We start from the raw sequence: 25,998 nt of genomic DNA, 5'->3' as shown, positions 1-25,998 counted from the left end.
CGATGACGGCGCGGTCGCTGACAAAATACCGGCGCATCACGGTCAAGATCGGTTCGGCCTTGCTGGTCGACCGCACCAGCGGCCTGAAGCGCGACTGGCTGGCTTCGCTTGCCGAGGATATTGCGGTGCTGGCCAATGGCGGCGCCGAGATCCTGGTCGTGTCGTCCGGCGCCATTGCGCTCGGCCGCACCATTCTCGGTCTCGGAAAACGGGCGCTGAAGCTCGAGGAGAGCCAGGCGGCGGCCGCCGTCGGGCAAATTGCGCTCGCCGGCGCATGGTCGGATGCGCTGGGCAAGGGTGCGCTGAAATCGGGCCAGATCCTGCTGACGCTCGGCGACACCGAGGAGCGCCGACGCTATCTGAATGCCCGCGCGACGATCTCGACGCTGCTCAAGATGAAGGCGGTGCCGGTCATCAATGAGAACGACACGGTAGCGACCTCCGAAATCCGCTATGGCGACAATGACCGGCTGGCGGCCCGGGTGGCGACGATGATGGGCGCCGACCTGCTTGTGCTGCTCTCCGACATTGACGGGCTCTATACGGCGCCGCCGGCGCGCGATCCCGATGCAAAATTCATTTCGGTGGTCGACCGCATCACGCCCGATATCGAGGCTATGGCCGGGGCGGCCGCATCCGAACTGTCGCGCGGCGGCATGCGCACCAAGCTCGATGCCGGCAAGATCGCCACCGCCGCCGGCACCGCCATGATCATCACCTCGGGCACCAGGCTGTCGCCACTGATGGCGATCGAGCGTGGCGAGCGCGCCACCTTCTTCAGGCCGAGCGCCAATCCGGTGAAAGGCTACAAGACCTGGATCGCCGGCCAGCTCGAACCGGCCGGGCGGCTCACCGTCGACGCCGGCGCCATCGGTGCGCTGCTGTCCGGCAAATCGCTGCTGCCGGCGGGCGTCAGGCTGGTCAGCGGCAATTTCTCGCGCGGCGACACGGTGGCGATCCTGTCGCCCGAAGGGCGCGAGATCGCGCGCGGGCTGGTTGCCTATGATGCCGCCGATGCCGTAAGGATCGCAGGCCTGAAGACCGCCGAGATCGAAACCGTGCTCGGCTACGAGGCGCGCTCGGCGATGATTCACCGCGACGATCTGGTAGTGAGCGGCGCGGCCGAGTGAGGCGCGGCCCTGCGATTGACGGCGCGCTACTTGTCAGGTTCACGCGGCCATTTGGGCGGGTTGCGGTACCTCTCCTGAACGTCCCGTTGAATTTTCAGAAGCTTGCTGCAACCTCCCAACTGTCCTTCAATGATAGCCTTGGCACGTTTATCCATTTCGGCTTGGGGGAGGTCCGTCCCGTCTGCGATGAGGTCGTGCATGACTGAGTCGGCCATCATTGCGTCTGTCGCTTTTTCCTCCTCCATCTTTTTCTTGAATTCTGCTTCAAGCCTCACACGCGGCCCACATCCATGTCCCTCCTCAACTACGACGTAGATTTGGGAAAACGGCGTCGGTAGCGCGCCGCAATAGCGCTCAGCGAGTACGAGGGACATCATCGAACCTACCATGGTCATGGCCAGGCCATCGGGGCTCTCGCCGAGTTCGATCTTGTCATCGCAGTAATCGGCTGCGCGAAGGCCGGTGGGCGCCAGCATCGTGGCCAAAGCAAACAAGACTGCGGCGCTCTTCATTCTGCTCTCCCGAATTTGCGGCCATTGCCGCGAAGGCCGGCCGCGTGTAAATCCACCAGGCTTCACCGGAGCGGTCAGATGTTGAACAAACACCAAGGCGAAGATGTAGCCAGTTTGATGGCACGGATAGGCCGCAATGCGCGCGCCGCCGCCCGACCGCTGGCTATCGCCACGACCAACGCCAAGAATGCCGCACTCGTCGCCATGGCCGACGCGATCATTTCGCGTGAGCAGGACATTCTCGACGCCAACGCCATCGATGTCTCGAATGGCCACGAATCGGGATTGTCCGGCTCGTTCATGGACCGGCTGAAGCTCGATCCGGCGCGCACCCGTGCCATGGCGGATGGCATCCGTGAAATCGCCGAGCTCAGGGACCCGGTCGGCGATGTGATCGCGGCCTGGGATCGCCCCAACGGCCTGCAGATCGAGCGCGTGCGCACGCCGCTCGGCGTTGTCGGCGTCATTTATGAAAGCCGGCCGAATGTGACGGCGGATGCCGGCGCACTCTGCCTCAAGGCCGGCAATCCGGTGATCCTGCGCGGCGGCTCGGACTCGCTCAATTCATCCGCCGCCATCCATGCCTGCCTGGTCGAGGGCCTGAAGGCCGCTGGTTTGCCTGAGGATGCCATCCAGTTGGTGCCGACCACTGACCGCGCCGCCGTCGGTGAGATGCTGAAAGGGCTTTCCGGCAATCTCGACGTCATCATTCCGCGGGGCGGCAAGAGCCTGGTCGGGCGCGTCCAGAGCGAGGCGCGGGTGCCGGTCTTTGCCCATCTTGAAGGCATCTGCCATCTCTACATCGACCGCTCGGCCGATCTCGACATGGCGGTCAGGATCGCCGTCAACGCCAAGATGCGGCGCACCGGTGTCTGTGGCGCTGCAGAGACTTTGCTGGTCGACCGCGCGGTGGCCTCCACGCATCTGGTGCCGATCCTCGACGCGCTACGCGCCGCCGGCTGCGAGATCCATGCCGATCAGGAAGTGATGAAGCTGTTCTTCGACGCCAAGCCGGCGACCGATGCCGACTGGGTGACCGAATATCTCGAGGCCATCATCGCGGTAAAGCTGGTAGACGGAATTGCCGGTGCCATCGACCATATCGAGACGTTCTCCTCACACCACACAGAGGCGATCATCGCCGAGGATACCAAAGCGGTCGAGCGGTTCTTCAACGAGATCGACTCGGCGATCCTTTTGCACAATGCCTCGACGCAGTTCGCAGATGGCGGCGAATTCGGCATGGGAGCCGAGATCGGCATCGCCACCGGCAAGATGCATGCGCGCGGTCCGGTCGGCGTCGAACAGCTGACCTCGTTCAAATACCGCGTGCGCGGGTCGGGACAGGTGAGGCCTTGAATCATTCGCGTCAGGGCTTGAGGCATTGAGCCCAGACACCCCCCTCTGTCCTGCCGGACATCTCCCCCGCAAGGGGGGAGATCAGCTTTTTCTTCCGCTTTCGCCAATCACTAACGTTGCAAGAAAAGTGCCTTTGCCGAAGCTGCTGATCTCCCCCCTTGCGGGGGAGATGCCCTGTAGGGCAGAGGGGGGTGCCTAGCACCATGCTGTCGTCCCTTCAGCCCGCCATCCCCTCGCACTACCTCCGTATGCCGCATGCCGAGAAAGGCCTCGCCGTCGGCCTGTTCGGCGGATCGTTCAACCCGCCGCATGCCGGCCATGCGCTGGTGGCGGAAATTGCCTTGCGGCGCCTCGCGCTCGACCAATTGTGGTGGATAGTGACGCCTGGCAATCCGCTGAAGAGCACCAGGGAATTGGCGCCGCTGAGCGACCGGCTGCTCCAGTCGGAGCAGGTCGCCAAGAACCCGAAGATCAAGGTCACCGCCTTCGAGGCGGCGCATCATATTCGCTTCACCGCCGACACGCTGGCGCTGGTCAAGGCACGCAATCCCGGCGTCGACTTCGTCTGGATCATGGGCGCCGACTCACTCCGCGATTTCCACCGTTGGCAGCGCTGGCGCCAGATCGTCATGACCTTCCCCATCGCCGTCATCGACCGCCCGGGCGCGACGCTGTCCTTCCTGTCCTCGGTCGTGGCCAAGACGTTCGACTATGCCCGCGTCGACGAGGGTGACGCGCCCCGGCTCGCCCGCATGAAGGCGCCGGCCTGGACCTTCATCCACGGCCCACGCTCGTCGCTGTCATCGAGTGCTATTCGCCAGCAAGCCAAGGGGTAACTCCGTAAGACCAGATCGCCGATGTCGCTTTTACGGCGGCCTTTCGCGATTGGCTGGGCGATGCTGCGCTGGATATGGCCAATTCAGTGAACCAGACCGACATCGACCACAATCATGGCGCCCCGCCGGCGCCCGTGATCGCCATTGCCAGCGTAATCGTGTCGATGGCGCTGATCGCGGTCGGCAACGGGTTGATGTTCGCCTATATCCCGGTCCGGCTTGGGGTCGAGCGCTTCGATCCGACCTGGGCCGGGCTGATCATCACCGGCCTTTCCGCCGGCGGACTTGCCGGCTGTATCCTGACCGGGCCGCTGGTGCGCCGCGTCGGGCACGCCCGCGCCTTCATGGTGCTGTCGGCGCTGATAGCGCTGTCGAATGCTGCCATTGGCGCCGGCACCTACCCGCTGCTGTGGATCGCGGCGCGCGCGCTTTACGGTTTTGCAATATGCGGCCTGTTCATCGTCGCCCAGAGCTGGCTCAACGATGCCGTCGCAAACGCCATTCGCGGCCGGGTGATGGCGGTGTTTTACGTCGCCTATGTCGCCGGACTTGGCGTCGGCTATGCCCTGCTGGCGGCGGTCGACATCGCGACGGCGCAGGCGCCGCTGATCGGCATTGCCTTCACCGCGGTGTCGATCCTGCCGGTCGGCATGACGCGGTTGGCTCAACCGCCGCCACCTCGCGCAGCCTCCGTGGCGCTCGGTCGCGCCTGGCGGATTTCGCCGGTCGGAGTGGCCGGCATGCTGGCCGTCGGCGGCCTGTCGATGGCGATCGCCGGGTTCGCACCGATCCATGCCACGGCCAAGGGCTACAGCCAGGCCGATGTGGCGCTGCTTTTGTCGGCCATGCCCGTCGGCACGCTGATCCTGCAGATACCGCTCGGCTGGATTTCCGACCGTACCGATCGCCGTTACGTGCTGGCCGGCGCTGCGGCACTGGCCATCGTTGCCGGTATTCTGGCTGTCGGCTTTGACGGTGGCGCTCTGGCGGTGCTGGTGGTGATCTATGTGATCTGGGACGGCGCTTCGGAATCGATCTATTCGCTGGCCAGCGCACACGCCGCCGATCGCGCCGGCAAGGACGACATGGTGGCGCTGTCGAGTTCGCTGCTGTTTGCGTGGTCGCTGTCGGGCTTCATCGTGCCGGGCATCGTGACGGCCCTGTCGGCCGTCTATGGAACGCAGGCCTTCATCTATGTGGCGATCATCATCGCCACCGTGTTCTGCCTGTTCGTGCTGTGGCGAGTGGCGACGACGCAGGCCGTTCCCGCCACGGCGACCGGCAGTTTCGCGCCGATGTCGGCGCAGGCGCCGTTGCCGGTGGAGCTCGCCTACGCCCCGGAAGATCAGCGCTGAACGGTTTCACAGCTCCTACTGCCTGGTGGCGGCAGTTTCCTGTCGGGCCTCCGGCGGAGGTGCGGGAACCGAAATGGCTTCCGCGTCGAAGGCCTGCTTGACGCGTTTGGTGAGATCGATCTGGGTGGCGAAGAAATCCGCCGCCGTGGTCCAGTAGCGCAAGGTGATGGCGACGCTGGCATCGCCTACCGTGGCTACGAAGGCGATCGGCGCCGGCTCTCGCTTGACGCGGCGCTCGCTGCCGGCAACGCCCAGCATGGTTTTCTGCGCCAGGTCGATGTCGTTCCAGGAGCCGATGGTCAGCGTGACATCGCCGCGGCGCACACCATTGCGGGTATAATTGCGCACCGGCTGGTTCCACAGCGTCGAATTGGGCGCCAGCACATAGACGCCGTCTGTCGTGCGGAGCTTGGTGGCGAACAGGCCGATTTCCTCGACGGTGCCGGAAATGGCGCCGACCTCGACATATTCGCCGATGCGGAATGGCCTGAGCGCCAGAAGCATGATGCCTGCGGCGATGTTCTGCAGCGTGCCTTGCAGCGCCAGGCCGATTGCCAGCCCGATGGCGCCGATGGCGGCGATGATCGAGGCCGTCTGAACGCCGAACTGGCCGAGCACCATGATGATGACCAGGATCAGGATGGCGTAGCGCACGATCTTCGAGAAGAAATGGCGCAGCGTCGCGTCGAAACCATGGATATGGCCGAGGCCGGCTGAGATCGATCGTTCTGCGAGCCCGGCGACGAGATAGCCGACGACCAGCAGGATGATGGCGCCGATGGCGGAGAAGGAATAGGAAACGATCAGCGTGCTGAGTTGCGCAAGGCCAGCCTGCACGGTGAGCAGCGTGTTCTGGGGGTCGATTGGCATCAGGAAAATCCGTTTGGGGGTGTGTCGATAACCTCTGCCGCGGCCATGGGTTCCGATTTTTCTCAAGGCTCCGGAACCGGAAGTCGTGCACTGCGTTCGCGCTGGCAGGGCCTCCCGTCTTGAAACTGCAAGGGAACTCTGCCTATCTATAGGGTGTCACCTGATTTCGTGGGTGATTTGGTTGTTCTTGCTGCGAAAGGAAATACACTGAGAACAGCATTGCGGAAGAAGGCTGACATCATGCCTTCGCCGGCCAGGATCAGCGTAGATGACGCCGTGTCCCGTGCCATCAAGACAGTCCTTGCCAGTCTGGAAGACTCCAAGGCCGAAAATATTGTCTCAATCGACATTCAGCGGAAATCGAGCCTCGGCGACTATATGGTCATCGCGTCGGGCCGGTCGCACCGTCATGTCTCGGCTGTCGCCGACCACCTCCTCAAGGCGCTCAAGGATGCCGGTCTCGGCACGGCGCGCGTCGAGGGGCTGTCCGGCGCCGACTGGGTCCTGATCGATTTAGGCGACATCATCGTCCATGTCTTCCGCCCAGAAGTCCGCGAATTCTACAATCTTGAAAAGATGTGGCAGGCGCCGGACCTCGAGGAAGAGACCTTGCACTGAGCTCCGTCTCATGTCGTAACCATCCTGGGTGCGACATGGATTGAAAGCTCGCCGAGGCAGGGATGAAGATAGCAGTTCATGCCGTGGGCCGGATGAAGGCCGGCCCCGAGAGAGAACTCGCCGACCGCTATTTCGAGCGTTTCGCCAAGAGCGGCCCGGCGATCGGGTTCGAATTCTCTGGTGTCGCCGAGATCGCCGAGGGACGAGCCCAGAACGCCAATGAGCGCCGCCGCGAGGAAGGCCAGAAGCTGCAGGCACAGCTGCAGCCGGGCACGGCGCTGTTCCTGCTCGACGAACGCGGCAAAAACCTGTCCTCAGACGATTTCGCCAGCCGTATCGGCCAGCTGCGCGATGGCGGACGCAAGGCGTTGGTCATCGCCATTGGCGGCGCCGACGGGCACGACCAGTCGATTCGCGATCAGGCTGAGCTGATAGTCTCGTTCGGCGCGGCGACCTGGCCGCACCAACTGGTGCGCGTCATGCTGGGCGAGCAGCTCTATCGGGCGGCAACGATTCTTTCGGGACATCCCTACCACCGTTCGTAAATCAGTGGGTCGAGGATCAATCGTCCGGATTTCCGCCCCAATGCGCGGCTGTTTTGTGCTAGGCTTCGGTTCGATCATGGTTGATGGTTCGTTAACGAAGCCACGCATAGAGTCGGGCTTCAATGGCTGACAACGGGAAATCACGAACGGGCTTCCGGCACGCGCGCTGCGGCATCGCTGCAGCAGTGGTTTTGCTGTCGCTCGGGCTTGCGCGGGCCGAAAATACGCTGGACGTGGCGCCCGACCCCGATCTGAGCCGTGCCGAATATGAGAAGGTGTCGGCCGAGATCACGCTGTCGTCCGAACGGCTGGCCAAGCTCGCCGCCGACATTGCTTCGGTCAAGAAGGACCATGCCTCGATCACCGCGGCGCTTATCCAGTCGGCGATGACCGAGCAGAAGCTCGGCCAGGACATCGAGGATATCGGCGCCAGGCTCGAAGGACTGAAGGGCGAGGAACAGAAGATCCGTGTCTCGCTGGCGGCGCGGCGCGACGTGCTGGCCGAGGTGCTGGGGGCGCTGCAGCGCATGGGGCTCAATCCGCCGCCGGCGATCCTGGTCAAGCCGGAAGACGCACTGTCGTCGGTGCGCAGCGCCATCCTGCTCGGCGCAGTGGTGCCGGAACTGCGCCAGCAGACCGACAAATTGCTGGCCGACCTCAGGGAACAGACCCGGGTGACGGCCTCGATCGAGGCCGAGCGGACGCGGCTGACAGCGGCGGTCGGCGAGCAGACGGCGGAAAAGAAACGCCTCTCCATGCTGCTCGAAGCCAAGCAGAAGCTCGAGGCGGACACCTGGACGGCGATGGCCGCTGAAAAGCAGCGGTCCCAGGCGCTTGCGGCCAAGGCCGGCAGCCTGAAAGAGCTGATCGCTTCGCTTGAAGCCGACAAGAGCCGCAAGGCGGCGGATGCCGTCAAGGCAGGCGAACAGAAAGCGGCCGACAGCGATAAGCCGGACGCCGATAACGCCGATGCAGGCACAACCGCGTCGACGGAGCTGGCTTCGCTGCCCGTGCCGGAAGGCAACCGCCTCACCGCCGCCGCGCCGTTTTCGGCACTTCAGGGACAAGTCTCGCTGCCGGTCACCGGCAAGATCAAGCTGCGTTTCGGGGCCGATGACGGTAACGGCGCGGTGATGCTTGGCGACATGGTTGCGACACAATCGGGAGCCATCGTCACGGCACCGGCGGACGGAAATGTGCTTTATGCGGGGCCTTTTCGCTCCTATGGTCAACTCTTGATCCTCAATGCGGGAGACGGCTATCATGTCGTCCTGGCGGGGATGAGCAGAATCAGCGTCGCGTCTGGCCAGTCGGTGCTCGCAGGAGAGCCGGTCGGCGCGATGGGAGAGGCCCGGGTGGCAAGCACCTCGGCCTCGAAGAATGGAAATGCCACGCCGGAACTCTATGTCGAGTTCCGCAAGGATGGAAAACCCGTCGATCCGACCCCATGGTGGGCGGACCGCTTCTCTGGAAGGACGTGAAATGATGCGGAAACTGTCGCTTCTTATTGCCGGTGCGCTGATGGGCGCGTCAGCGATGAGCCTGGTCTATGGCGCCCCCGGCTCGACGGCGAACGCTGCAGGCTCCGAGACCTACAAGCAACTGGCGATCTTCGGCGACATCTTCGAGCGCGTGCGGGCGCAGTATGTGACGCCGCCGGACGACAAGTCGCTGGTCGAAAACGCCATCAACGGCATGCTCACCTCGCTCGACCCGCACTCCTCCTACATGAATGCCGAGCAGGCGCAGGACATGCGCGTGCAGACCAAGGGTGAGTTCGGCGGCCTCGGCATCGAGGTCACCATGGAGAACGACCTGGTCAAGGTGATCACGCCGATCGACGACACCCCGGCTGCCAAGGCAGGCGTGCTGGCCGGCGACTATATCGCCAAGATCGACGGCCAAGAGGTTCGCGGCCTGACGCTCAACGATGCAGTCGAAAAGATGCGCGGCCTGGTCAACACGCCGATCAAGCTGACCATCCTGCGCCAAGGCGCCGACAAGCCGATCGAGCTGACGGTGGTGCGCGATATCATCAAGGTCAAGGCGGTCAAGTTCCGGGTCGAGAACGACATCGGCTACATGAAGATCACCTCCTTCACCGAAAAGACCTATGACGACCTCGAGAATGCCATCGACACCATCAAGAAGCAGGTGCCGAACGACAAGCTCAAGGGCTATGTGCTCGATCTGCGCCTCAACCCGGGCGGCCTGCTCGACCAGGCGGTGAGCGTGTCCGACGCCTTCCTCGACCGTGGCGAGATCGTCTCGACCCGCGGCCGCGACCCGAAGGACGTCACACGCTTCGACGCCAAGGCAGGCGACGACATCGGCGCCAAGCCGCTGATCGTGCTCGTCAATGGCGGTTCGGCCAGCGCCTCCGAGATCGTCGCCGGCGCGCTTCAGGACCTGCGCCGCGCCACAGTGGTCGGCACGCAGTCGTTCGGCAAGGGCTCGGTGCAGACCATCATCCCGCTTGGCGAGAACGGCGCGCTGCGCCTGACGACGGCGCTCTATTACACGCCGTCCGGCAAGTCGATCCAGGGCAAGGGCATCACGCCCGACATCAAGGTCGACCAGCCGCTGCCGCCCGAACTGCAGGGCAGGGACCTGACGCGCGGCGAATCGGACCTCAAGGGCCACATCAAGGGCGCCGACGAGAGCGATACCGGCTCGGGCTCGGCTGCCTATGTGCCGCCGGATCCGAAGGACGATCTGCAGCTGATCTATGCCGAACAGCTGCTGCGCGGCCAGAAGACCGATCCGGCATTCCCGCCGAATCCGGAGAAGGCAGTGCTCAACCAGTAAAATCGACTGGTAGCTCTGGCTGCCCAATCGAAGCGATGCAATGCTGCCGGGACCGTGAGGTTCCGGCAGTTTGATTCGGGGACCGCTGGGCGCTGCGCCTCAAAAGGCGCAGGGGACGCGCCGTCAGTTTTGGATCTGCGCATGGCGAAAAGATTTCGCTGATCACGCGCCCGGGGGATGCGGCTTGGCTGACGTCGGCAAGGACATCGAACGCCCGCTCGGACAGACCGTCCGACCGCGTGCCGCGTCGCGCGGGATCAGCGCTGGCGCTGTCGCGGCGACGCTGGTCGTGCTGGCCGCGGCCGGCATCTCCGGTGCGATCGCGCTGCGCGAGAAGCCGTTCCGCAAACCGGAAGCCATCGCGCTCTCGACGCCGAAGGTGACGGCGGCGGCCGAGCCCGCGGCCGCAGCGCCCACTGCTCAAGCGACGGCGGCAGCGCCGAAGGCGGAAACGCCCAAGGCCAGCGGTCCGCAGATCATCCATGTGCAGTCCCAGGAGGGTGATGGCCCGCCCAATGCAGCCATCGTCATCCACGACCCGTCGACGATCGGCCAGAACCTGAAGATCGCGCATATCCCCGACAGGGCGCTGATCGAGGCCAGCGACACCGGCCCGTTGCCGGTTCGCGCCGCTGACGGCCGGCGGCCGTTCGATGTCTATGCGCGGCCGTGGTCGGGTTCGCGTGGCGCTCGAGTGGCAATCGTCATCGGCGGGCTTGCCGTGTCGCAGACCGGCACGCAGGCCGCGATCGCCAAGCTGCCGGCCGAAGTGACGCTGGCTTTTGCGCCGCAAGGCAACAGCATCGGCCGCTGGATGCAGGCGGCACGGCAGAGCGGGCATGAGGTGGTCATGCAGGTGCCGCTCGAACCGTTCGACTATCCCAACGTCAATCCCGGCCGCAACACGCTGACGGTGGCGGCAAGCCAGGACGACAATCTGAAGAATCTGCGCTGGGCGCTGTCGCGGACCACCAACTATACCGGCGTCATAAACTATATGGGGGCGCGCTTTTCGGCCGACGCGACAGCGATGGGGCCGTTCATGGCCGAGCTTGGCAAGCGCGGCCTTGCCTATATCGATGACGGCTCGTCCGCGCGGAGCCTGGCGTCCGATCTCGCCTTGAAGGACGGTGTGCCGTTCGTCGCCGGCGATACGGCAATCGACGCCGTGCAGGACCGCGGCGCCATCCTGAAAAAGCTCGACGCGCTGGAAGCGACCGCGCGTGCCAAAGGCTCCGCCGTCGGCATCGGCTCGGCCTTCGACCTCACCGTCGACGCCGTGGCGTCCTGGGCGGTCGAAGCAAAAAAGCGCGGCATCGAGATCGTGCCGATCTCGGCGGTGGCCATCGACCCGGAAAAAGGCTGATCATGACGAAGAAACCTGTCGACCCCGAGACGCTGCCATACCGCCCCTGTGTCGGGCTGATGATCCTCAATGGCGACGGGCTGGTCTGGGTTGGGCACCGCATCGCCGAGCCGGACAGCGAATTCGCCGGGACCACGCAGCTCTGGCAGATGCCGCAAGGCGGCATCGACGAGGGCGAGGAGCCGCTGCAGGCGGCCGGGCGCGAGCTCTATGAAGAGACCGGCATGCGCTCGGTCACGCTGCTCGCCGAGGCGCCGCACTGGATCAATTACGACCTGCCGCCCGATCTGGTCGGCATAGCCCTCAAGGGGCGTTATCGCGGCCAGACGCAGAAATGGTTCGCCTACCGCTTTCACGGCGAGGCCAGCGAGATCCAGATCAATCCGCCGCCGGGCGGCCACACCGCCGAATTCGATGAATGGGCATGGCGGCCAATGCAGGACCTGCCCGATCTGATAGTGCCGTTCAAACGCAAGGTCTATGAGGACGTGGTGACGGCGTTCCGGCATTTGGCTTAGGCGGCTCGCTGTTGCGACGTCCATGATCTGTCCTTACTGATAGGGTTTGTTTCGTGCTCTGGTCAGGAGCGGGGATGAGCAGCGCCTCAGGGAAGTCATTGCATTCTGCACCGGAAGCCGGCTTGCAGCCGATCAGCGAAGCGGCGGCCGGCGCCATTCTCACCATCGATCTCGGCGCTATCCGAGAGAATTACCGACGGCTGAACGCGAAGCTCGGCGGCGTGCGCTGCGCCGGCGTCGTCAAGGCCGACGGTTACGGGCTCGGCGCGCGGCAAGTGGCGGCGGCACTGGTTGCCGAAGGCTGCGACAGCTTCTTTGTCGCTCATCTCACCGAGGGTGTCGCGCTGCGCGACGCACTCGGACCGAAGCTGGAAATCCATGTGCTGAACGGGCTGCCGCCGGGCTCGGAACCCGAAGCGGTGGCTGCCGACCTTGTTCCCGTCATCAACAGTGGCGGACAATTGAAGGCGTGGAGCGAGGCAGGCCAAAAGGCCGGCCGCAAGCTCAAGGCCGCCATCCAGGTCGACAGCGGCATGTCGCGGCTGGGCATGGCGCCGGCAGAGGTCGAGGCGCTTACGGCCGATGCTTTCGCCGGCGTCGATGTCGTTCTCGTCATGAGCCATCTGGCCCGTGCGGACGAACCGACCAATGCGGCCAATGACGCGCAACTCAGGGAGTTCGAACGGCTGCGCAAAATGCTGCCCAAGGCGCCGGCGTCGCTGGACAATTCCTCCGGCATCTTTCTTGGGCCGCGCTATCAGTACGACCTCGCGCGTCCGGGCGCTGCGCTCTACGGCATCAATCCGACGCCTGATGAGGCGAACCCGATGCTGCCGGTGGTGCGGCTCGAGGCAAAGATCATCCAGACACGCGGCATCGATAAGGGCGCGGGCGTCGGCTACGGACATGCGTTTCTGGCCAGCGGTCCCTTGCGCGCGGCCACGATCTCGCTCGGCTATGCCGATGGCTGGCACCGGCGCGCGGCTTCGGCTGCCTGGCTCGACGGCGTGCGACTGCCCTTTGTCGGGCGGGTGTCGATGGATTCGATCATACTCGACATCTCGGCCCTGCCGGCCGGCCGGCTGCGCGAGGGCGACCTTGTCGAACTCCTGGGCCCCTCGCAGAGCGTCGATGACGCCGCCGGTCATGCCGGCACGATCGGTTATGAAATCCTGACCAGTCTCGGCCCCCGCTTCCACCGCCGCTATATCAACGAATAGAGCCGCGACACGCCGCCCCTTGGCGGACGCCGCAGAATCCGGCAGACAGGAGGCGGCGGCCCTCTGACGGAAGTCGTCGTGGAGAGTGATGCGATGAAGATCTTCGTGTTGGGCGGCGGCGTTATCGGGGTCACCACTGCCTATTATCTCGCTGAGGCCGGCCACGAGGTGACGGTGTTCGACCGCCAGAAAGGGCCGGCGCTGGAAACCAGCTTCGCCAATGCCGGCGAGATCTCGCCGGGCTATGCTTCGCCCTGGGCCGGCCCCGGCATTCCGCTGAAGGCAATCAAGTGGCTGTTGATGAAGCACGGCCCGCTGGTGGTGCGGCCGGCCTTCGATCCGTATATGTGGACATGGCTCATCAAGATGCTGCGCAATTGCACCGCGGATCGCTATGCCATCAACAAGGCGCGCATGGTGCCGCTCGCCGAATACAGCCGCGACACGCTGAAGGCGCTGCGCGAGGCGACCGGCATCGCTTATGATGAGCGGACCAAGGGCACGCTGCAGCTGTTTCGCACGCAAAAGCAGCTCGACGGCACCGGCGGCGATGTAGAGGTGCTGAAGAAATATGGCGTTCCCTACGAGTTGCTCGATCCCGAAGGCTGCATTGGCGCCGAACCTGCGCTGGCCGGCGTGCGGGAAAAGTTTGTCGGCGGGCTGAGATTGCCCGGCGACGAAACTGGCGACTGCAAGATGTTCACCGATCGGCTGGCCGAGCTCTGCGTGGCGCGCGGCGTCACGTTCGAGTACGGTACGCAGATCCGGCGCTTCTCCAAGAACCGCAATCGCATCGTCAGCGTCGGCACCGACCAGCGCTCGCGCGCGGCCGACGCTTATGTGCTGGCGCTGGGCAGCTATTCGGCGCGCTTCATGCGCCTGCTCAGGCGCCCGATCCCGGTCTATCCGGTCAAGGGCTATTCGATCACCGTTCCGATCAAGGACGCGGCCGCCGCCCCGGTGTCGACGGTAATGGACGAAACCTACAAGGTGGCGATCACCAGGCTCGGCGACCGCATCCGCGTCGGCGGCACGGCGGAGATTTCCGGCTTCGATCTCAGGCTGCACGAATCGCGCCGGCGCACCCTCGAACATTCGGTCGGCGATCTGTTCCCGGATGGCGGCGACCTCAAGGCGGCGTCCTTCTGGTGCGGGCTGCGGCCGATGACGCCGGACGGGCCGCCGCTGGTCGGCCGCACCGAGTTCTCCAACCTCTATCTCAACACCGGGCACGGCACGCTTGGCTGGACCATGGCCTGCGGCTCGGCCAAGGTGCTGTCCGACATCATCTCCAGCAAGGTGCCTGATATCGATGTGCGGGAGCTGGGGCCGGAGCGGTATTTGAGGTAGGGGTGCTTTTTAAAGCTGGCGGCCAGCACCCCCTCTGTCCTACCGGACAGAGGGGTGTAAAGGATCGCTACAGAACGGCATTCCTTCAGCCTCGCCAGCCCCTCAAAACGCCTCCTTCACCCAACCCTTCGAGAACAGCCATCGGTAGGCCCACGGTATCGTCACCTTGGTCGATACCGGGTTCGAATGGGCGACATAGTCGTCATAGACCGGCTGCATCCTGGCGTAGAAGGCAGGGTCGAGCACCGTCATGCCGTTCTCCAGATCGTGGAAGAAACTGCGGTTGTTGAGATTGACCGACGAGATCGTCACCAGCCTTTCGTCGATCATCATTATCTTGGAGTGCAGCACGACATCGGGCGCCTTGAATTCGCGGATGTTGATGCGGTCGCCATATTTCTCGACGAACAGCTTGTTGAGCGCGGTCAGCAGCTTGCCGCCAATATCGCCCTTGAGGTCGATGCGGCCGACAATGTCGATCCTGACGCCGCGCGCCAGCGCCCGCTCGATGGCCAGGCTGAGCTTCGGCGTCAGATTAAGGTAGGGATTGACGATCTCGATATGGTGCCGGGCAGTGTCGATCAGCTCGACGAAATAGGTCTCGAGCGCATGGTTGTCCTCGTAGGGCACGGAAATGAAATGGCGCACCGTGCCCGGCGGGCGCCGGCTGTCGGAGCGCACCGGAATGGAGAAGGGTCTTGCGATGTTGGTGTCGGCGTCGCGCAGCCACAATGTCGAGAGATGCGCGGCCAGCGTCTCGACCGTGGCCGGGTCGGCAAACTCGATGTCGAAATCGCTCCAGTTCGAATAGTAGTTGAGCGAGAGGCCGTCGGTCTTGCCGTATTGCTCGAGGTTCGGATAGCGCGACAGGTCGATCGGCTTGTGGAACAGGAAGCCGTCATGAATGTTGCGGCCGCCGATGATGACGCGCGAGCGGGCGGGATCCTCGGCAAGTGTCGCCAGCATCTTGACGTGATGGGTCTTGTGCAGCTGTGACAGTTGCTCGTCGACCGGCGCGCCGTGGTCGGCCCGCCAGCGATATTCCTGCAACTCGACATTGGGATAATCGGCCGCCAGCCGGTGCAGCAGCGCGTCGTCCTTGTCGCGCTCCAGCACGTCTGTGACCATGATGCGCACTTTGGTGCCGAGGCCTGCGTGATGGCGGATCAGCCGCTCGATGACGCGGCCGGAAAAATCGGCCTTGAACTCCAGCGACGACAGATAGACCAGCTTGAGTTTCGGCGCGCGCGAGAAATCGAGCGGCAGTTCGGGGTCGGCCTTGTCGAAGGCGCTGTCGGGTAAAGGCGCGCCGAGCAGCGCTTCGACCTTGGCGTTAAAGCCGTCGCGCGACTTGCGTAACAGGCGCGGTGACCCGAGCGGCAGCGAACAGCTCTGCGACAGCCAGCGGCCGGCGTAAAAGACGCTGGCATGCTTATCCAGGCGGGATGGATCGGGCACTGGACAACGCTCGTAGCGGCTGTCGAGCGCGGCTATCGCCGGATAGGCAACCTCTTCGCGCAGGATGGTGAGCGGGGCGCCTGCCGGCGCCAGACTGGAGCTGAGCTTGAGGCTGCAACGGTTCAAACCATCGCTGGGGAACAGGCTGGCGGTTTGCCCGGCCGACAGGCGGAGGCGGAAGGCGGCACCGCTCGCCACGCTGCGCGAGCCACCGCCGGCGCGAATCGCCAGCGCCCCGTCGCAGGCGCCAGATATCTCAACCGGCTGCTTTCCCGCCTGGCATCACGATCTCGATCGAGCGCGCCTGCAGGCCGGAAAAGCTGAACGTCTTTGGCGCGGAGGGCCGCGCGGCGGCGTTGACATCGAGCGTCTGCCGCGACACGAGCCAACGGCCGTTGAAATGGCCTTCGCCGGTGCCCCTACCTGCCGGCATCTGTTCGGCGCTAACCGGCTTCGCCAGCTGTTCCAGCGTCCGGTAGGTGGCCTGGAAATCGCGGTTGGCGATGGCGTGGCGGTCATGGCCGAACGGACCGGTGCCGTTCGCCCTGTCGATGGCGCCGATCTGGTTGTGGGCGAGCAGCGCCAGGAACTGCCTTTCATAGTCGCTGGCACCGGCATCGCCGAAAAACGCTGCTGCTGCAGTCTGCGGTCCGGGCGTGCCGGCCGATACCGACGGCCGGCCGCAATCCTTCGCATCGGGGAAGAAATCGCAGCTGTGCCGGATCGGGGCGGCGCAACCGACAAGGGCCGCCAGCCCCAGCCCGGCCAGAGCCAGGCAGATGGCGCGGTTCATCCCGTGGCCCCGTTCATCGTCTTCAGCTCAGCCGGGTCGCGCGGCGGCATAAAGCCTTGCGGAAAGACCTTGCAGACGGGAAGTGCGAAAGTGGCGATCAAAAGCTCGGCCTCGCCGCGCACCTTTTTCGGCGCTGTCTTGTCATCACGGATCGCCTTTGCCGAGGCGACGAGCGCGCCGTCGCAGTCGCAATGATTATGGCGCGCGATGTAGCAGGCGTCATGGATTTGGCAGGCGCTGTCGAGGCGATTGACAGGGCGAGCCGAGAGGTCGCCGGTGCGGGTGCCGGGACCGCAGTAATTGCCGAAGACGAAAGGCGACGGGCGGGCCATTGCGATGCGGACCGGCTTGGGCAGTTCGGCTTCCGGAACTGCGGTCCATGGATTGGCGCAGGCGGAAAGCGCGACAAGCGGCAAGATGGCGAGCACCGCTCGCATTTTGATCCGCACCAGCTTTGCAAAAAAGTGTCCCACCCGGCGCAGCCAATCCCTAATGATAGGCGACATCGCGCTTGTTGCCACACTGGCCGATTTTGTGGCGAAGGCAAGGCGGCGCGGCCATCAGACAAACAGCCCGCGCTCTCTCTCGACCGCCTTGGTGATGAAGTTGGCGACGATCTGCACGCGGCGCAGCGGCCGGACCGATTCATGATAGACCAGCCAGTAGGCGCGGCGGATCGGCGTCACGATGTCGACGGGGATCAGCTCCGGCATCGAGCGGGCGACAAAGGTGTGCAAGATGCCGATGCCGGCGCCCGACCGCACCGCTTCGGCCTGGCCCAGCGCTGAGGAGATGGCGAAGCTGGTGCGCCAGTCCGGGCTGAACTCCGCCGCATAGTCGAGCGACGGGCTGACGATCAGGTCTGGGACATAGCCGATCAGCGTATGCTGGCCGAGTTCGGCAGCGGTCTCGGGTAAGCCGTGCGCCTGCGCATAGGCGCGCGAGGCAAACAGGCCGAGGGTGTAGTCGACCAGCTTTCCCGCCACCAGCCTGCCTTCGCTCGGCCGCTCGACGGTGATGGCGATGTCGGCCTCGCGCCGCGACAGCGAGAAGGAACGCGGCACCGGCACCAGCTGGATGGTGAGTTCGCGGTGCAGCGCGGTCAGCGCGCCAAGACGCGTGGCGAGGAATGCGACGCCAAACCCGTCGGGGGCGCCGATGCGCACAGTGCCTGAGATATCGTCGCCTTCGCCCGACACGGCGGAGCGCGCGGCGATCATGTCGGCTTCCATGCGCTCGGCAATGTCGAGAAAGCGCTGGCCGGCCGGCGTCAGCTCGCTGCCGGTGGTAAGCCGGCGAAACAGTTTTGTCCGTAACGCATCCTCAAGCGCTGCGATGCGGCGCGAGACGGTGGCGTGATTGAGTTCCAGCCGCTTGGCGGCGCCAAGGATCTGCCCGGCGCGGGCCACGGCGAGGAAGATGCGGACATCATCCCAGTTCATGGGGGTGGTCCGGGCTAGCGGCGAAGGCGGCGTTCCCGCCCACCCCCCTCTGGCCTGCCGGCCATCTCCCCCGCAAGGAGGGAGATTGGCAGCTCCGCCGCCTGCGTCTCTTTTGCTGCGTTGAAGATTTGCGAAGGCGGCAGCCACATCTGATCTCCCCCCTTGCGGGGGAGATGTCCGGCAGGACAGAGGGGGGTGTGACGGAGCGCAACCTTCGGGCCTTTCAGCAATCTGTAATTTGCGGCAATTAATGCACACTCGTCCTTCGTTGTCTATTTACCGCACAACGGTTGCGTTTCCCCTCGCGTTGCCTTCGCGCCTGCAAAGGCGTTGAATGCTTCATCACAAACTCAGGGAGAGAAACCATGATCGAATACGGTCATTTCATTGGCGGCAAGCATGTCGCCGGGACCAGCGGGCGCAAGCAGGACGTCATGCAGCCGATGGACGGCTCGGTGCGCGGCACGGTGGCGCTGGCGTCGCCGGCGGAACTGCGTGCGGCTGTGCTGAACGCCAAGGAAGCACAGATCAAATGGGCTGCGACCAACCCGCAGCGGCGTGTGCGCGTGCTGATGAAGTTTCTTGAACTGGTTGCTCGCGACTATGACGAACTGGCCGATCTCCTGGCGCGCGAGCACGGCAAGACCATCGCCGACGCCAAGGGCGACATCCAGCGCGGCCTCGAAGTGGTCGAAGTCTGCATCGGTGCGCCTCACATGATGAAGGGCGAGTTCACCGACGGCGCCGGCCCCGGCATCGATGTCTATTCGATGCGCCAGCCGCTTGGCGTCGTTGCCGGCATCACCCCGTTCAATTTCCCGGCGATGATCCCGTTGTGGAAGATTGCCCCGGCGCTGGCCTGCGGCAACGCCTTTATCCTGAAGCCTTCCGAGCGTGACCCTGGCGTGCCGATGCGCATCGCCGAACTGTTCCTCGAGGCTGGCCTGCCGGCTGGCGTTCTCAACGTCGTCAATGGCGACAAGGATGTCGTCGACGCCATCCTCGACGATCCTGATATCAAGGCTATCGGCTTTGTCGGCTCGACGCCGATCGCGCATTACATCTACTCGCGCGGCACGGCCGCGGGAAAACGCGTGCAGTGCTTCGGCGGCGCCAAGAACCACATGATCATCATGCCCGATGCCGACATGGACCAGACCGTCGACGCGCTGATCGGCGCGGGCTACGGCTCGGCCGGCGAGCGCTGCATGGCGATCTCGGTTGCCGTTCCCGTCGGCAACGACACCGCCAACCGGCTGATGGAAAAGCTGATCCCGCGTGTCGAAAGCCTCAAGGTCGGCCCGTCGACGGATTCGTCCGCCGATTTCGGCCCGCTGGTGACGGCGCAGGCATTGGAACGCGTCAAGGGTTATGTCGACACCGGCGTCAAGGAAGGCGCCAAGCTGGTCGTCGATGGCCGCGGCTTCTCCATGCAGGGCTACGAGGATGGCTACTATATGGGCGGCTGCCTGTTCGACAATGTGACCGCTGACATGCGCATCTACAAGGAAGAGATTTTTGGCCCGGTGCTGTCGGTGGTGCGTGCGCCGACCTATGAGAGCGCCATCAAGCTCGCCAACGATCATGAGATGGGCAATGGCGTGGCCATCTTCACCCGTGACGGGGATGCTGCTCGTGATTTTGCTTCGCGCGTCCAGGTCGGCATGGTCGGCATCAACGTGCCGATCCCGGTTCCGATCGCTTACTACACGTTCGGCGGCTGGAAGGCGTCGTCCTTCGGCGACCTCAACCAGCACGGCCCGGACGCGTTCCGCTTCTACACCAAGACCAAGACGGTGACCTCGCGCTGGCCCTCAGGCATCAAGGACGGTGCCGAGTTCGTCATCCCGACGATGAACTGACCGGACGATTTCGAAGATCGGCAAGAAGGCCTGGGTTGAACGTCCCGGGCCTTTCTTTGTACGAAACCGACATTGGCCATCACGTTTAAGCGATGGAACCAAGAGCCTGTCATCTGCCTTAAATTGCATTCCTGCCGTGGTGCAGGCCATCAAAATAGCGCCGGTAGCAGCCGGGGTTCTCGTCTGGCGCAAGGAGGTGTCAGATGACACGACGTCTTGTGGCGGCTATGTTCTTTGCGGTGTTCGCGATGTCCGGCATCGCCCAGGCTAAAGCCGATCAATGCGCGGCGCGGACCGACTTGGTCAAGGCGCTCGGCGAGAAGTTCCACGAAAACCAAGCCGCTCGTGGCCTGGTGAACCCGAATGTGGTGCTTGAGATATTCGTCTCCGACCAGGGCACCTGGACCATCCTGGCCACCGACACACACGGCCAAAGCTGCATCATCACGGCTGGCGAAGGCTGGGACGGGGCGACCATGGCCGCAGTCTTGCCGGGCACCTGATAAAGACCGGTCGGAAGTCTGGAGCAGAGACGGAGTTCAGCGTGTGGCGGCCACTTCGGCATGGCCGCGCAGCAGTGCCATAAGGCGTTTGGCGTCCTTGGCGGCAGCCTCTTCGTCACCGGCCAGGATCGAGCGGATTAGCGCGACGTGGTGTTCGGCCAATTCGGCCAGCCCTGTGTCGGCCTTGTAGCGGAACCAGAAGCGGCGGCTGTGGGTCTGCAGGGGCGCGGCCAGACGGGCCGCAAACGGGTTGTCGGCGGCCATCGCCAAGGCCTCGTCGAGCGCCTTGTCGGCCTGGATGAAGGCCAGCACATTGCCCGAGATGACGGCCTTCTGCATGGCAAGGGCTGCCTCATGAAACAGGTCGGCGGCCTCACGGGTGACGAAGCGGGCGGCCGAGCGCGCCAGCACCACCTCGACGCCGCGCCTGGCATCCAGCACGCGCAGCCAGTCGCCGGGATGAAGCGGGGCAATGGCGATGCCGGCGCGTGGCCTGACATCCAGCAGTCCTTCCCAGGCGAGGCGCTGGATCGCTTCGCGCACCGGCGTGCGTCCTAGCGCCAGCTTCTCGATGAGGGCGCCTTCGGTGACAAAGCTCGCCGGCGCCAGTTCCAACGTCACGATCATATGCTCGAGTACATGGTAGGCCTTGGCGGCGGCCGGCTCGGGGTATGCTGTCTCACTGGATATCAAAGGTGGGCTCCTGATATATCTCACATATATCATAACGAATTCCGCGTTGACAACCGGTTTTCAAATAGATATACGGCTGATATATCAGATGGAGAGACGATCATGTGGACCGGAGTTTTCCCCGCCGTCACGACCAAGTTTACTGATGACGACCGCCTCGATCATGCCGAGATGGAGCGCTGCTTTGCTTTGCAGATGGAGGCAGGCTGCGACGGTATCATCGTCTGCGGTTCGCTTGGCGAAGGGCCGATGCTGTCGCATGACGAGAAGATCGAGGTGCTGAAGACTGCCCAGAAAGTTGCAGGCAACAAGCCGGTGCTGCTGACGGTCAACGAGGCGGGCACCCGCGAGGCGGCGAGCATCGCAAAGCGCGCGAGCCGGGAAGGCGCCAACGGGCTGATGGTGGTACCGAGCCCGATCTATCACACCAACCCGGAAGAGACGGTCGCCGCCTTGCGCGCCGTCGCTCAGGCCGGCGACCTGCCGGTGATGATCTACTCCAACCGCCTCGCCTACCGCGTCGACGTCACCGTCGACCAGATGGAGGAACTGGCCGCCGACAAGCGCTTCGTCGCCATCAAGGAGTCCTCCGACGACATCCGCCGCTCGACAGAGATCATCAACCGCTTCGGCGACCGCTACGATCTGTTCACCGGCGTCGACAATCTCGCCTTCGAGGCGCTGTCGGTGGGCGCCATCGGCTGGGTGGCGGGTCTGGTCGTCGCCTTCCCGCGCGAGACAGTCGCCATCTACCAGTTGATGAAGCAGGGCCGCCGCGAGGAGGCGCTTTCGATCTATCGCTGGTTCCGGCCGCTGCTCGATCTCGATGTCTCGACCTATCTGGTCCAAAACATCAAGCTTGCCGAAGTGCTTGCGATCGACACAAATGACCGCGTGCGCATGCCGCGCCAGCCGCTGTCGGGCGAGCGCCGCAAAGCGGTCGAGAAGATCATCAATGACGCGCTGGCGGTACGGCCGAAGCTGCCGCAGTTCTGAAGGCTTTCTTCTCCCCATTCACGGGGAGAAGATGGCGGCAGCCGGATGAGGGGCAGCGCCGACGTGCAAGGAAATTCCAGGGACACAGAGGAGGGCCGCCGCCCCTCATCCGCCCTTCGGGCCCCTTCTCCCCGTGAACGGGGAGAAAGGGTAGATATCGCCATTGTCGGTGGCGGCATTGTCGGCATCTGCGCGGCGGCCATGCTGGCCGAGGCCGGGCGCAGCGTCACGGTCTTCGACCGCACCGGCATCTGCGAGGAGACGAGCTCCGGCAATGCCGCCGCCTTCGCCTTCTCCGACGTGCTGCCGCTGGCGCATAAGGGCATGATGCGGCACTTGCCGAAATGGCTTGCCGATCCGCTCGGACCACTCAGCATCCCGCCAGCCTATCTGCCGAAGCTGTTGCCTTGGCTGTTCAGCTTCTGGCGCGCTGGCGCACCAGAAAAATATGAGGCGAGCCTTGCTGCTCAGGCAGGCATGATGAAGCTCGCCGAGGCTGAATGGATGGGCCTGCTCGACCGTTCCGGCACGCGGCTGATGCTGCGCGAGGACGGCTCGCTGGAGCTTTATGAAAGCGAGGCCGAATTTCAGGCCGGGCTGCCGGGCTGGGCGGCGCGCGAGCGCTTCGGCATCGGCTTTCGCCATGTCGAAGGCGACGAACTGGCGCGGCTGCAGCCGGGACTGTCGCCGCGCTTCATCAAGGGCACCTTCGTGCCGGGCTGGAAGACGGTCGCCGATCCGAAACTGCTCGGCAAGGGGGTGTGGGCCTATGCCGAAAGGCTGGGCGCGCGTTTCGAAAAGGCGCGCATAGAGCGCGTCGCCGCCAATCCTGATGGCGCGACGCTGACGCTGACGGACGGCACGACCAGGCAGGCAAGACATCTTGTCGTGGCCGCCGGGGCATGGTCGCATCTGCTGACGAAGGCGCTTGGCGACACCATCCCGCTCGAAACCGAGCGCGGCTACAACACGACACTGCCGAAGACCGCTTTCGACGTGCAGCGGATGCTGATCTTTTCCGGCCATGGCTTCGTCATCACGCCACTCGAGACGGGCTTGCGCGTCGGCGGCGCCGTCGAGTTGGGCGGTCTCGACCGGCCGCCGAATTTTGCGCGTTCGAAGGCCATGCTGGAAAAAGCCAGACAATTCCTTCCGGGGCTGGACGCGTCAGGTGGCCGCGAGTGGATGGGGTGTCGCCCGTCGCTGCCGGATTCGCTGCCCGTCATCGGCACGGCGGGCACCGCGTCCAACGTCGTCTACGCCTTTGGCCATGGCCATCTCGGCCTGACCCAGGCGGCGGCCAGCGGCCGCTTGATTCGCGATCTTGTTCTCGGGCAAACTTCGCCGATCGATCTTGCTCCCTTCAGCCCGCAACGGTTTTGAGTTCGAGGAAATCATGGCCAAAAAATCCTTCTTTTGCATCGACGGCCATACCTGCGGTAATCCGGTGCGGCTGGTCGCCGGCGGCGGCCCTTTGCTTCAGGGGTCGACGATGATGGAGCGGCGGGCGCATTTCCTGGCGGAGTATGACTGGATCCGCACCGGGCTGATGTTCGAGCCGCGCGGCCACGATGTCATGTCGGGCTCGATCCTCTATCCGCCGACGCGCGAGGATTGCGACATAGCCATCCTGTTCATCGAGACGTCGGGCTGCCTGCCGATGTGCGGCCACGGCACGATCGGCACGGTGACGATGGCCATCGAACATGGGCTGATCAAGCCGAAGACACCCGGCGTGCTCCGGCTCGACACACCGGCCGGGCTGGTCATCGCCGAATACAAGCAAGTCGGCGACTATGTCGAGGAGGTGCGCATCACGAATGTACCGTCCTTCCTTTATGCCGAGGGACTGACGGTCGACTGCCCGCAGCTTGGCGAGATCACCGTCGATGTCGCCTATGGCGGCAATTTCTACGCAATAGTCGAGCCGCAGGCGAATTTTCGCGACATGGCTGATTATTCCGCCGGCGATTTCGTCGCCTGGAGCCCTGTGGTGCGGCAGCGGCTCAACGAGAAGTACTCGTTCGTGCATCCGGAAAACCCCGGCATCAACCGGCTGTCCCACATGCTGTGGACGGGCAAGCCGACGGTAGCGGGCGCGGATGCGCGCAACGCCGTCTTCTATGGCGACAAGGCCATCGACCGTTCACCTTGCGGCACCGGCACCTCGGCGCGCATGGCGCAGCTTCATGCCAAGGGAAAGCTCAAGGCAGGCGACAGCTTCGTCCATGAATCGATCATCGGTTCGCTGTTCGAGGGCAAGGTCGAAAAGGACGTCACCGTCGCCGGCAAGCCGGCCATCATTCCCTCGATCGGCGGCTGGGCGCGGATGACCGGCCTGAACACCATCTTCATCGACGACCGCGATCCGTTCGCGCACGGTTTTGTGGTTAAGTGATACGGTAGGCTGCCGATCATCCACCGAGACCCAAGACTTGGACCCAGAGCGGGACCTCTTGGCGAAACCAGTCAGCGAAAGGTTAGCGCGTTGGGCGAGGCATCCACCGCCATAGTCGGGAAGTAACCCATGTTGCAGCTGGTCAGTACGGAATGTGGCTAAAAAACGAAACCCGCCAACAACGCAAGGATTCGTCTCATCATCGAATTTTGACCGGGATTTCTTCGAAATGAGGTCGCTGGCCCGGCTGAATCGTCAAAGACATTGCGTTATGCCAATGGTAGGGTCCGCGATAGTCCAGGGGTCGGGAGCAAAAAAACGGGCAATCGGAAGGCGTGCCGGCAAAACACGCTCGACGTTTGAAAAATCACGTTGCAATCCGGGCTCGAAACTTTACGACTAGGGGAAATACGAAAAGGAATGCGTCTGCATGGGCGACATTCCAGGGGAGCCATGTACACATGCAGTACTTTGTCCAGCAGCTTATCAATGGGCTGACGCTGGGATCGATCTATGGGCTGATCGCAATCGGCTACACGATGGTCTACGGCATCATCGGCATGATCAACTTCGCCCACGGCGACATTTTCATGGTCGGGGCATTCGCCGCCCTCGTTGTCTTCCTCATCCTCGGCTCCTTGTTCTATTCAGTGCCGGTCGTCCTGGCGCTGCTGATCATGATGATCGTGGCGATGCTGCTCACCAGCCTCTACAACTGGACGATCGAGAAGGTGGCCTACCGGCCGCTGCGCGGTTCGTTCCGGCTGGCGCCGCTGATCACCGCCATCGGCATGTCGATCGCGCTGTCGAACTTCATCCAGGTGACGCAAGGTCCGCGCAACAAGCCGATCCCGCCGATGGTCAGCCAAGTCTACAACATCAACGGCATCAGCGTGTCGCTGAAGCAGATCATCATCGTCGTCGTCACCGCCCTGCTGCTGGCGCTGTTCTGGTACCTGGTCAACAGGACTTCCCTCGGCCGGGCGCAAAGGGCGTGCGAGCAGGACCGCAAGATGGCGGCGCTGCTCGGTGTCGATGTCGACCGTACGATCTCGATCACCTTTATCATGGGTGCAGCGCTTGCGGCCGTCGCGGGCACGTTGTTCCTGATGTATTACGGCGTCATCGCCTTTTCCGACGGCTTTGTGCCGGGGGTCAAGGCCTTCACCGCGGCCGTTCTCGGCGGCATCGGGTCTCTGCCGGGCGCGGTGCTTGGCGGGCTTTTGATCGGCTTCATCGAGAGCATGTGGTCGGCGTATTTCTCGATCGACTACAAGGACGTCGCGGCGTTCTCGATCCTGGCGATCGTGCTGATCTTCCTGCCTTCCGGCATTTTGGGCCGGCCAGAAGTCGAAAAGGTCTGAGA

At 64.0% G+C, this 25,998-nt stretch carries 25 protein-coding genes; 18 read left to right on the top strand and 7 right to left on the bottom strand.

Annotated elements, in window-relative coordinates:
- Window positions 1-2 precede the first annotated feature (2 nt).
- Entirely contained in the window at window positions 3-1,130 is a 1,128-nt protein-coding gene (gene proB, locus AC3EML_RS02135; protein ID WP_352520819.1) for a glutamate 5-kinase, read from the top strand.
- A gap of 26 nt (window positions 1,131-1,156) precedes the next feature.
- Here the strand turns inward: proB and AC3EML_RS02130 are convergent, their stop codons facing one another.
- Window positions 1,157-1,642 carry a hypothetical protein gene (locus tag AC3EML_RS02130; RefSeq protein WP_023668693.1) on the bottom strand — a complete coding sequence of 162 codons (486 nt, stop codon included), beginning with the start codon at window positions 1,640-1,642 and terminating at the stop codon, window positions 1,157-1,159.
- Between the two features lie 78 nt (window positions 1,643-1,720).
- Here AC3EML_RS02130 and AC3EML_RS02125 point away from each other — a divergent pair, with 78 nt between their 5' ends.
- The 3 genes from AC3EML_RS02125 to AC3EML_RS02115 all read left to right on the top strand — a co-directional run bounded on the left by AC3EML_RS02125 (window position 1,721) and on the right by AC3EML_RS02115 (window position 5,192).
- Window positions 1,721-3,001: a glutamate-5-semialdehyde dehydrogenase gene (locus AC3EML_RS02125; protein ID WP_352520820.1), complete on the top strand. Its 1,281-nt coding sequence runs from the start codon at window positions 1,721-1,723 to the stop codon at window positions 2,999-3,001.
- A 203-nt stretch (window positions 3,002-3,204) separates the two neighbouring features.
- Window positions 3,205-3,837, top strand: coding sequence for a nicotinate-nucleotide adenylyltransferase (locus AC3EML_RS02120; RefSeq protein ID WP_023688904.1), 633 nt, complete (start codon window positions 3,205-3,207; stop codon window positions 3,835-3,837).
- A gap of 86 nt (window positions 3,838-3,923) precedes the next feature.
- Window positions 3,924-5,192 (top strand): MFS transporter, encoded by a 1,269-nt coding sequence (locus AC3EML_RS02115; RefSeq protein ID WP_488505147.1) that lies wholly within the window; start codon window positions 3,924-3,926, stop codon window positions 5,190-5,192.
- Window positions 5,193-5,207: 15 nt separating this feature from the next.
- Here AC3EML_RS02115 and AC3EML_RS02110 read toward each other — a convergent pair whose 3' ends face one another.
- A complete protein-coding gene (locus AC3EML_RS02110) occupies window positions 5,208-6,062 on the bottom strand; it encodes a mechanosensitive ion channel family protein (protein WP_352520823.1) in 855 nt (284 codons plus the stop codon).
- A 240-nt stretch (window positions 6,063-6,302) separates the two neighbouring features.
- Between AC3EML_RS02110 and rsfS the strand changes: the two genes are divergently transcribed.
- The 8 genes from rsfS (at window position 6,303) to AC3EML_RS02070 (ending at window position 14,487) form a co-directional block, all read left to right on the top strand.
- Entirely contained in the window at window positions 6,303-6,680 is a 378-nt protein-coding gene (gene rsfS / locus AC3EML_RS02105; protein ID WP_460221782.1) for a ribosome silencing factor, read from the top strand.
- A 62-nt stretch (window positions 6,681-6,742) separates the two neighbouring features.
- Entirely contained in the window at window positions 6,743-7,225 is a 483-nt protein-coding gene (gene rlmH, locus AC3EML_RS02100) for a 23S rRNA (pseudouridine(1915)-N(3))-methyltransferase RlmH (RefSeq protein ID WP_023684125.1), read from the top strand.
- A gap of 122 nt (window positions 7,226-7,347) precedes the next feature.
- Window positions 7,348-8,706: a murein hydrolase activator EnvC family protein gene (locus AC3EML_RS02095; protein WP_023668700.1), complete on the top strand. Its 1,359-nt coding sequence runs from the start codon at window positions 7,348-7,350 to the stop codon at window positions 8,704-8,706.
- 1 nt (window position 8,707) lies between these two features.
- Complete coding sequence (locus AC3EML_RS02090; protein WP_023668701.1) at window positions 8,708-10,033, top strand: S41 family peptidase; 1,326 nt, start codon at window positions 8,708-8,710, stop codon at window positions 10,031-10,033.
- A gap of 184 nt (window positions 10,034-10,217) precedes the next feature.
- Complete coding sequence (locus AC3EML_RS02085; protein WP_352520824.1) at window positions 10,218-11,399, top strand: divergent polysaccharide deacetylase family protein; 1,182 nt, start codon at window positions 10,218-10,220, stop codon at window positions 11,397-11,399.
- A 2-nt stretch (window positions 11,400-11,401) separates the two neighbouring features.
- Window positions 11,402-11,917 (top strand): RNA pyrophosphohydrolase, encoded by a 516-nt coding sequence (locus AC3EML_RS02080; protein WP_352520825.1) that lies wholly within the window; start codon window positions 11,402-11,404, stop codon window positions 11,915-11,917.
- Between the two features lie 74 nt (window positions 11,918-11,991).
- Window positions 11,992-13,137 carry an alanine racemase gene (alr, locus tag AC3EML_RS02075; protein ID WP_352520826.1) on the top strand — a complete coding sequence of 382 codons (1,146 nt, stop codon included), beginning with the start codon at window positions 11,992-11,994 and terminating at the stop codon, window positions 13,135-13,137.
- A 93-nt stretch (window positions 13,138-13,230) separates the two neighbouring features.
- Window positions 13,231-14,487: a D-amino acid dehydrogenase gene (locus AC3EML_RS02070; RefSeq protein ID WP_023688912.1), complete on the top strand. Its 1,257-nt coding sequence runs from the start codon at window positions 13,231-13,233 to the stop codon at window positions 14,485-14,487.
- 102 nt (window positions 14,488-14,589) lie between these two features.
- Here the strand turns inward: AC3EML_RS02070 and AC3EML_RS02065 are convergent, their stop codons facing one another.
- The 4 genes from AC3EML_RS02065 to AC3EML_RS02050 form a co-directional block, all read right to left on the bottom strand.
- On the bottom strand, window positions 14,590-16,143 hold the full coding sequence (locus AC3EML_RS02065) for a phospholipase D-like domain-containing protein (RefSeq protein ID WP_352520827.1): 1,554 nt from the start codon (window positions 16,141-16,143) through the stop codon (window positions 14,590-14,592).
- Window positions 16,144-16,201: 58 nt separating this feature from the next.
- Window positions 16,202-16,738 (bottom strand): hypothetical protein, encoded by a 537-nt coding sequence (locus AC3EML_RS02060; protein WP_352520828.1) that lies wholly within the window; start codon window positions 16,736-16,738, stop codon window positions 16,202-16,204.
- Window positions 16,735-17,175 carry a phospholipase A2 family protein gene (locus tag AC3EML_RS02055; protein ID WP_023693154.1) on the bottom strand — a complete coding sequence of 147 codons (441 nt, stop codon included), beginning with the start codon at window positions 17,173-17,175 and terminating at the stop codon, window positions 16,735-16,737. The genes AC3EML_RS02060 and AC3EML_RS02055 overlap by 4 nt, the downstream gene beginning before the upstream one ends.
- A 123-nt stretch (window positions 17,176-17,298) precedes the next feature.
- Window positions 17,299-18,180, bottom strand: coding sequence for a LysR family transcriptional regulator (locus tag AC3EML_RS02050; RefSeq protein ID WP_023693153.1), 882 nt, complete (start codon window positions 18,178-18,180; stop codon window positions 17,299-17,301).
- A gap of 365 nt (window positions 18,181-18,545) precedes the next feature.
- Between AC3EML_RS02050 and AC3EML_RS02045 the strand changes: the two genes are divergently transcribed.
- Entirely contained in the window at window positions 18,546-20,042 is a 1,497-nt protein-coding gene (locus AC3EML_RS02045; protein ID WP_023698411.1) for a CoA-acylating methylmalonate-semialdehyde dehydrogenase, read from the top strand.
- Window positions 20,043-20,245: 203 nt separating this feature from the next.
- Complete coding sequence (locus AC3EML_RS02040) at window positions 20,246-20,545, top strand: hypothetical protein (protein WP_023688917.1); 300 nt, start codon at window positions 20,246-20,248, stop codon at window positions 20,543-20,545.
- Between the two features lie 36 nt (window positions 20,546-20,581).
- Here AC3EML_RS02040 and AC3EML_RS02035 read toward each other — a convergent pair whose 3' ends face one another.
- Entirely contained in the window at window positions 20,582-21,271 is a 690-nt protein-coding gene (locus tag AC3EML_RS02035) for a GntR family transcriptional regulator (RefSeq protein ID WP_488505144.1), read from the bottom strand.
- Window positions 21,272-21,340: 69 nt separating this feature from the next.
- On the opposite strand from AC3EML_RS02035, the gene AC3EML_RS02030 reads away from it, so the two are divergent.
- The 4 genes from AC3EML_RS02030 (at window position 21,341) to AC3EML_RS02015 (ending at window position 25,996) form a co-directional block, all read left to right on the top strand.
- Window positions 21,341-22,234 (top strand): dihydrodipicolinate synthase family protein, encoded by an 894-nt coding sequence (locus tag AC3EML_RS02030; RefSeq protein WP_352520829.1) that lies wholly within the window; start codon window positions 21,341-21,343, stop codon window positions 22,232-22,234.
- 45 nt (window positions 22,235-22,279) lie between these two features.
- Window positions 22,280-23,617: an NAD(P)/FAD-dependent oxidoreductase gene (locus tag AC3EML_RS02025; RefSeq protein WP_352520830.1), complete on the top strand. Its 1,338-nt coding sequence runs from the start codon at window positions 22,280-22,282 to the stop codon at window positions 23,615-23,617.
- A gap of 13 nt (window positions 23,618-23,630) precedes the next feature.
- A complete protein-coding gene (locus tag AC3EML_RS02020; RefSeq protein ID WP_352520831.1) occupies window positions 23,631-24,632 on the top strand; it encodes a 4-hydroxyproline epimerase in 1,002 nt (333 codons plus the stop codon).
- Between the two features lie 461 nt (window positions 24,633-25,093).
- Window positions 25,094-25,996 (top strand): branched-chain amino acid ABC transporter permease, encoded by a 903-nt coding sequence (locus AC3EML_RS02015; RefSeq protein WP_023668715.1) that lies wholly within the window; start codon window positions 25,094-25,096, stop codon window positions 25,994-25,996.
- The last annotated feature ends 2 nt before the right edge of the window (window positions 25,997-25,998 follow it).

It is taken from the genome of Mesorhizobium sp. P170090 (genome assembly GCF_057786115.1).
The sequence above is the reverse complement of the archived record's forward strand: the minus strand, read 5'-3'. Positions and strand labels throughout refer to the sequence as shown.

Excerpts from the sequence above, each read along its gene's own strand:
- proB (WP_352520819.1), top strand. The coding sequence starts at position 3 with ATGACGGCGCGGTCGCTGACAAAATACCGGCGCATCACGGTCAAGATC.
- AC3EML_RS02130 (WP_023668693.1), bottom strand. The coding sequence starts at position 1,642 with ATGAAGAGCGCCGCAGTCTTGTTTGCTTTGGCCACGATGCTGGCGCCC.
- AC3EML_RS02125 (WP_352520820.1), top strand. The coding sequence starts at position 1,721 with ATGTTGAACAAACACCAAGGCGAAGATGTAGCCAGTTTGATGGCACGG.
- AC3EML_RS02120 (WP_023688904.1), top strand. The coding sequence starts at position 3,205 with ATGCTGTCGTCCCTTCAGCCCGCCATCCCCTCGCACTACCTCCGTATG.
- AC3EML_RS02110 (WP_352520823.1), bottom strand. The coding sequence starts at position 6,062 with ATGCCAATCGACCCCCAGAACACGCTGCTCACCGTGCAGGCTGGCCTT.
- rsfS (WP_460221782.1), top strand. The coding sequence starts at position 6,303 with ATGCCTTCGCCGGCCAGGATCAGCGTAGATGACGCCGTGTCCCGTGCC.
- rlmH (WP_023684125.1), top strand. The coding sequence starts at position 6,743 with ATGAAGATAGCAGTTCATGCCGTGGGCCGGATGAAGGCCGGCCCCGAG.
- AC3EML_RS02095 (WP_023668700.1), top strand. The coding sequence starts at position 7,348 with ATGGCTGACAACGGGAAATCACGAACGGGCTTCCGGCACGCGCGCTGC.
- AC3EML_RS02090 (WP_023668701.1), top strand. The coding sequence starts at position 8,708 with ATGATGCGGAAACTGTCGCTTCTTATTGCCGGTGCGCTGATGGGCGCG.
- AC3EML_RS02080 (WP_352520825.1), top strand. The coding sequence starts at position 11,402 with ATGACGAAGAAACCTGTCGACCCCGAGACGCTGCCATACCGCCCCTGT.
- alr (WP_352520826.1), top strand. The coding sequence starts at position 11,992 with ATGAGCAGCGCCTCAGGGAAGTCATTGCATTCTGCACCGGAAGCCGGC.
- AC3EML_RS02070 (WP_023688912.1), top strand. The coding sequence starts at position 13,231 with ATGAAGATCTTCGTGTTGGGCGGCGGCGTTATCGGGGTCACCACTGCC.
- AC3EML_RS02060 (WP_352520828.1), bottom strand. The coding sequence starts at position 16,738 with ATGAACCGCGCCATCTGCCTGGCTCTGGCCGGGCTGGGGCTGGCGGCC.
- AC3EML_RS02055 (WP_023693154.1), bottom strand. The coding sequence starts at position 17,175 with ATGCGAGCGGTGCTCGCCATCTTGCCGCTTGTCGCGCTTTCCGCCTGC.
- AC3EML_RS02050 (WP_023693153.1), bottom strand. The coding sequence starts at position 18,180 with ATGAACTGGGATGATGTCCGCATCTTCCTCGCCGTGGCCCGCGCCGGG.
- AC3EML_RS02045 (WP_023698411.1), top strand. The coding sequence starts at position 18,546 with ATGATCGAATACGGTCATTTCATTGGCGGCAAGCATGTCGCCGGGACC.
- AC3EML_RS02040 (WP_023688917.1), top strand. The coding sequence starts at position 20,246 with ATGACACGACGTCTTGTGGCGGCTATGTTCTTTGCGGTGTTCGCGATG.
- AC3EML_RS02035 (WP_488505144.1), bottom strand. The coding sequence starts at position 21,271 with ATGATATATGTGAGATATATCAGGAGCCCACCTTTGATATCCAGTGAG.
- AC3EML_RS02030 (WP_352520829.1), top strand. The coding sequence starts at position 21,341 with ATGTGGACCGGAGTTTTCCCCGCCGTCACGACCAAGTTTACTGATGAC.
- AC3EML_RS02025 (WP_352520830.1), top strand. The coding sequence starts at position 22,280 with ATGAGGGGCAGCGCCGACGTGCAAGGAAATTCCAGGGACACAGAGGAG.
- AC3EML_RS02020 (WP_352520831.1), top strand. The coding sequence starts at position 23,631 with ATGGCCAAAAAATCCTTCTTTTGCATCGACGGCCATACCTGCGGTAAT.
- AC3EML_RS02015 (WP_023668715.1), top strand. The coding sequence starts at position 25,094 with ATGCAGTACTTTGTCCAGCAGCTTATCAATGGGCTGACGCTGGGATCG.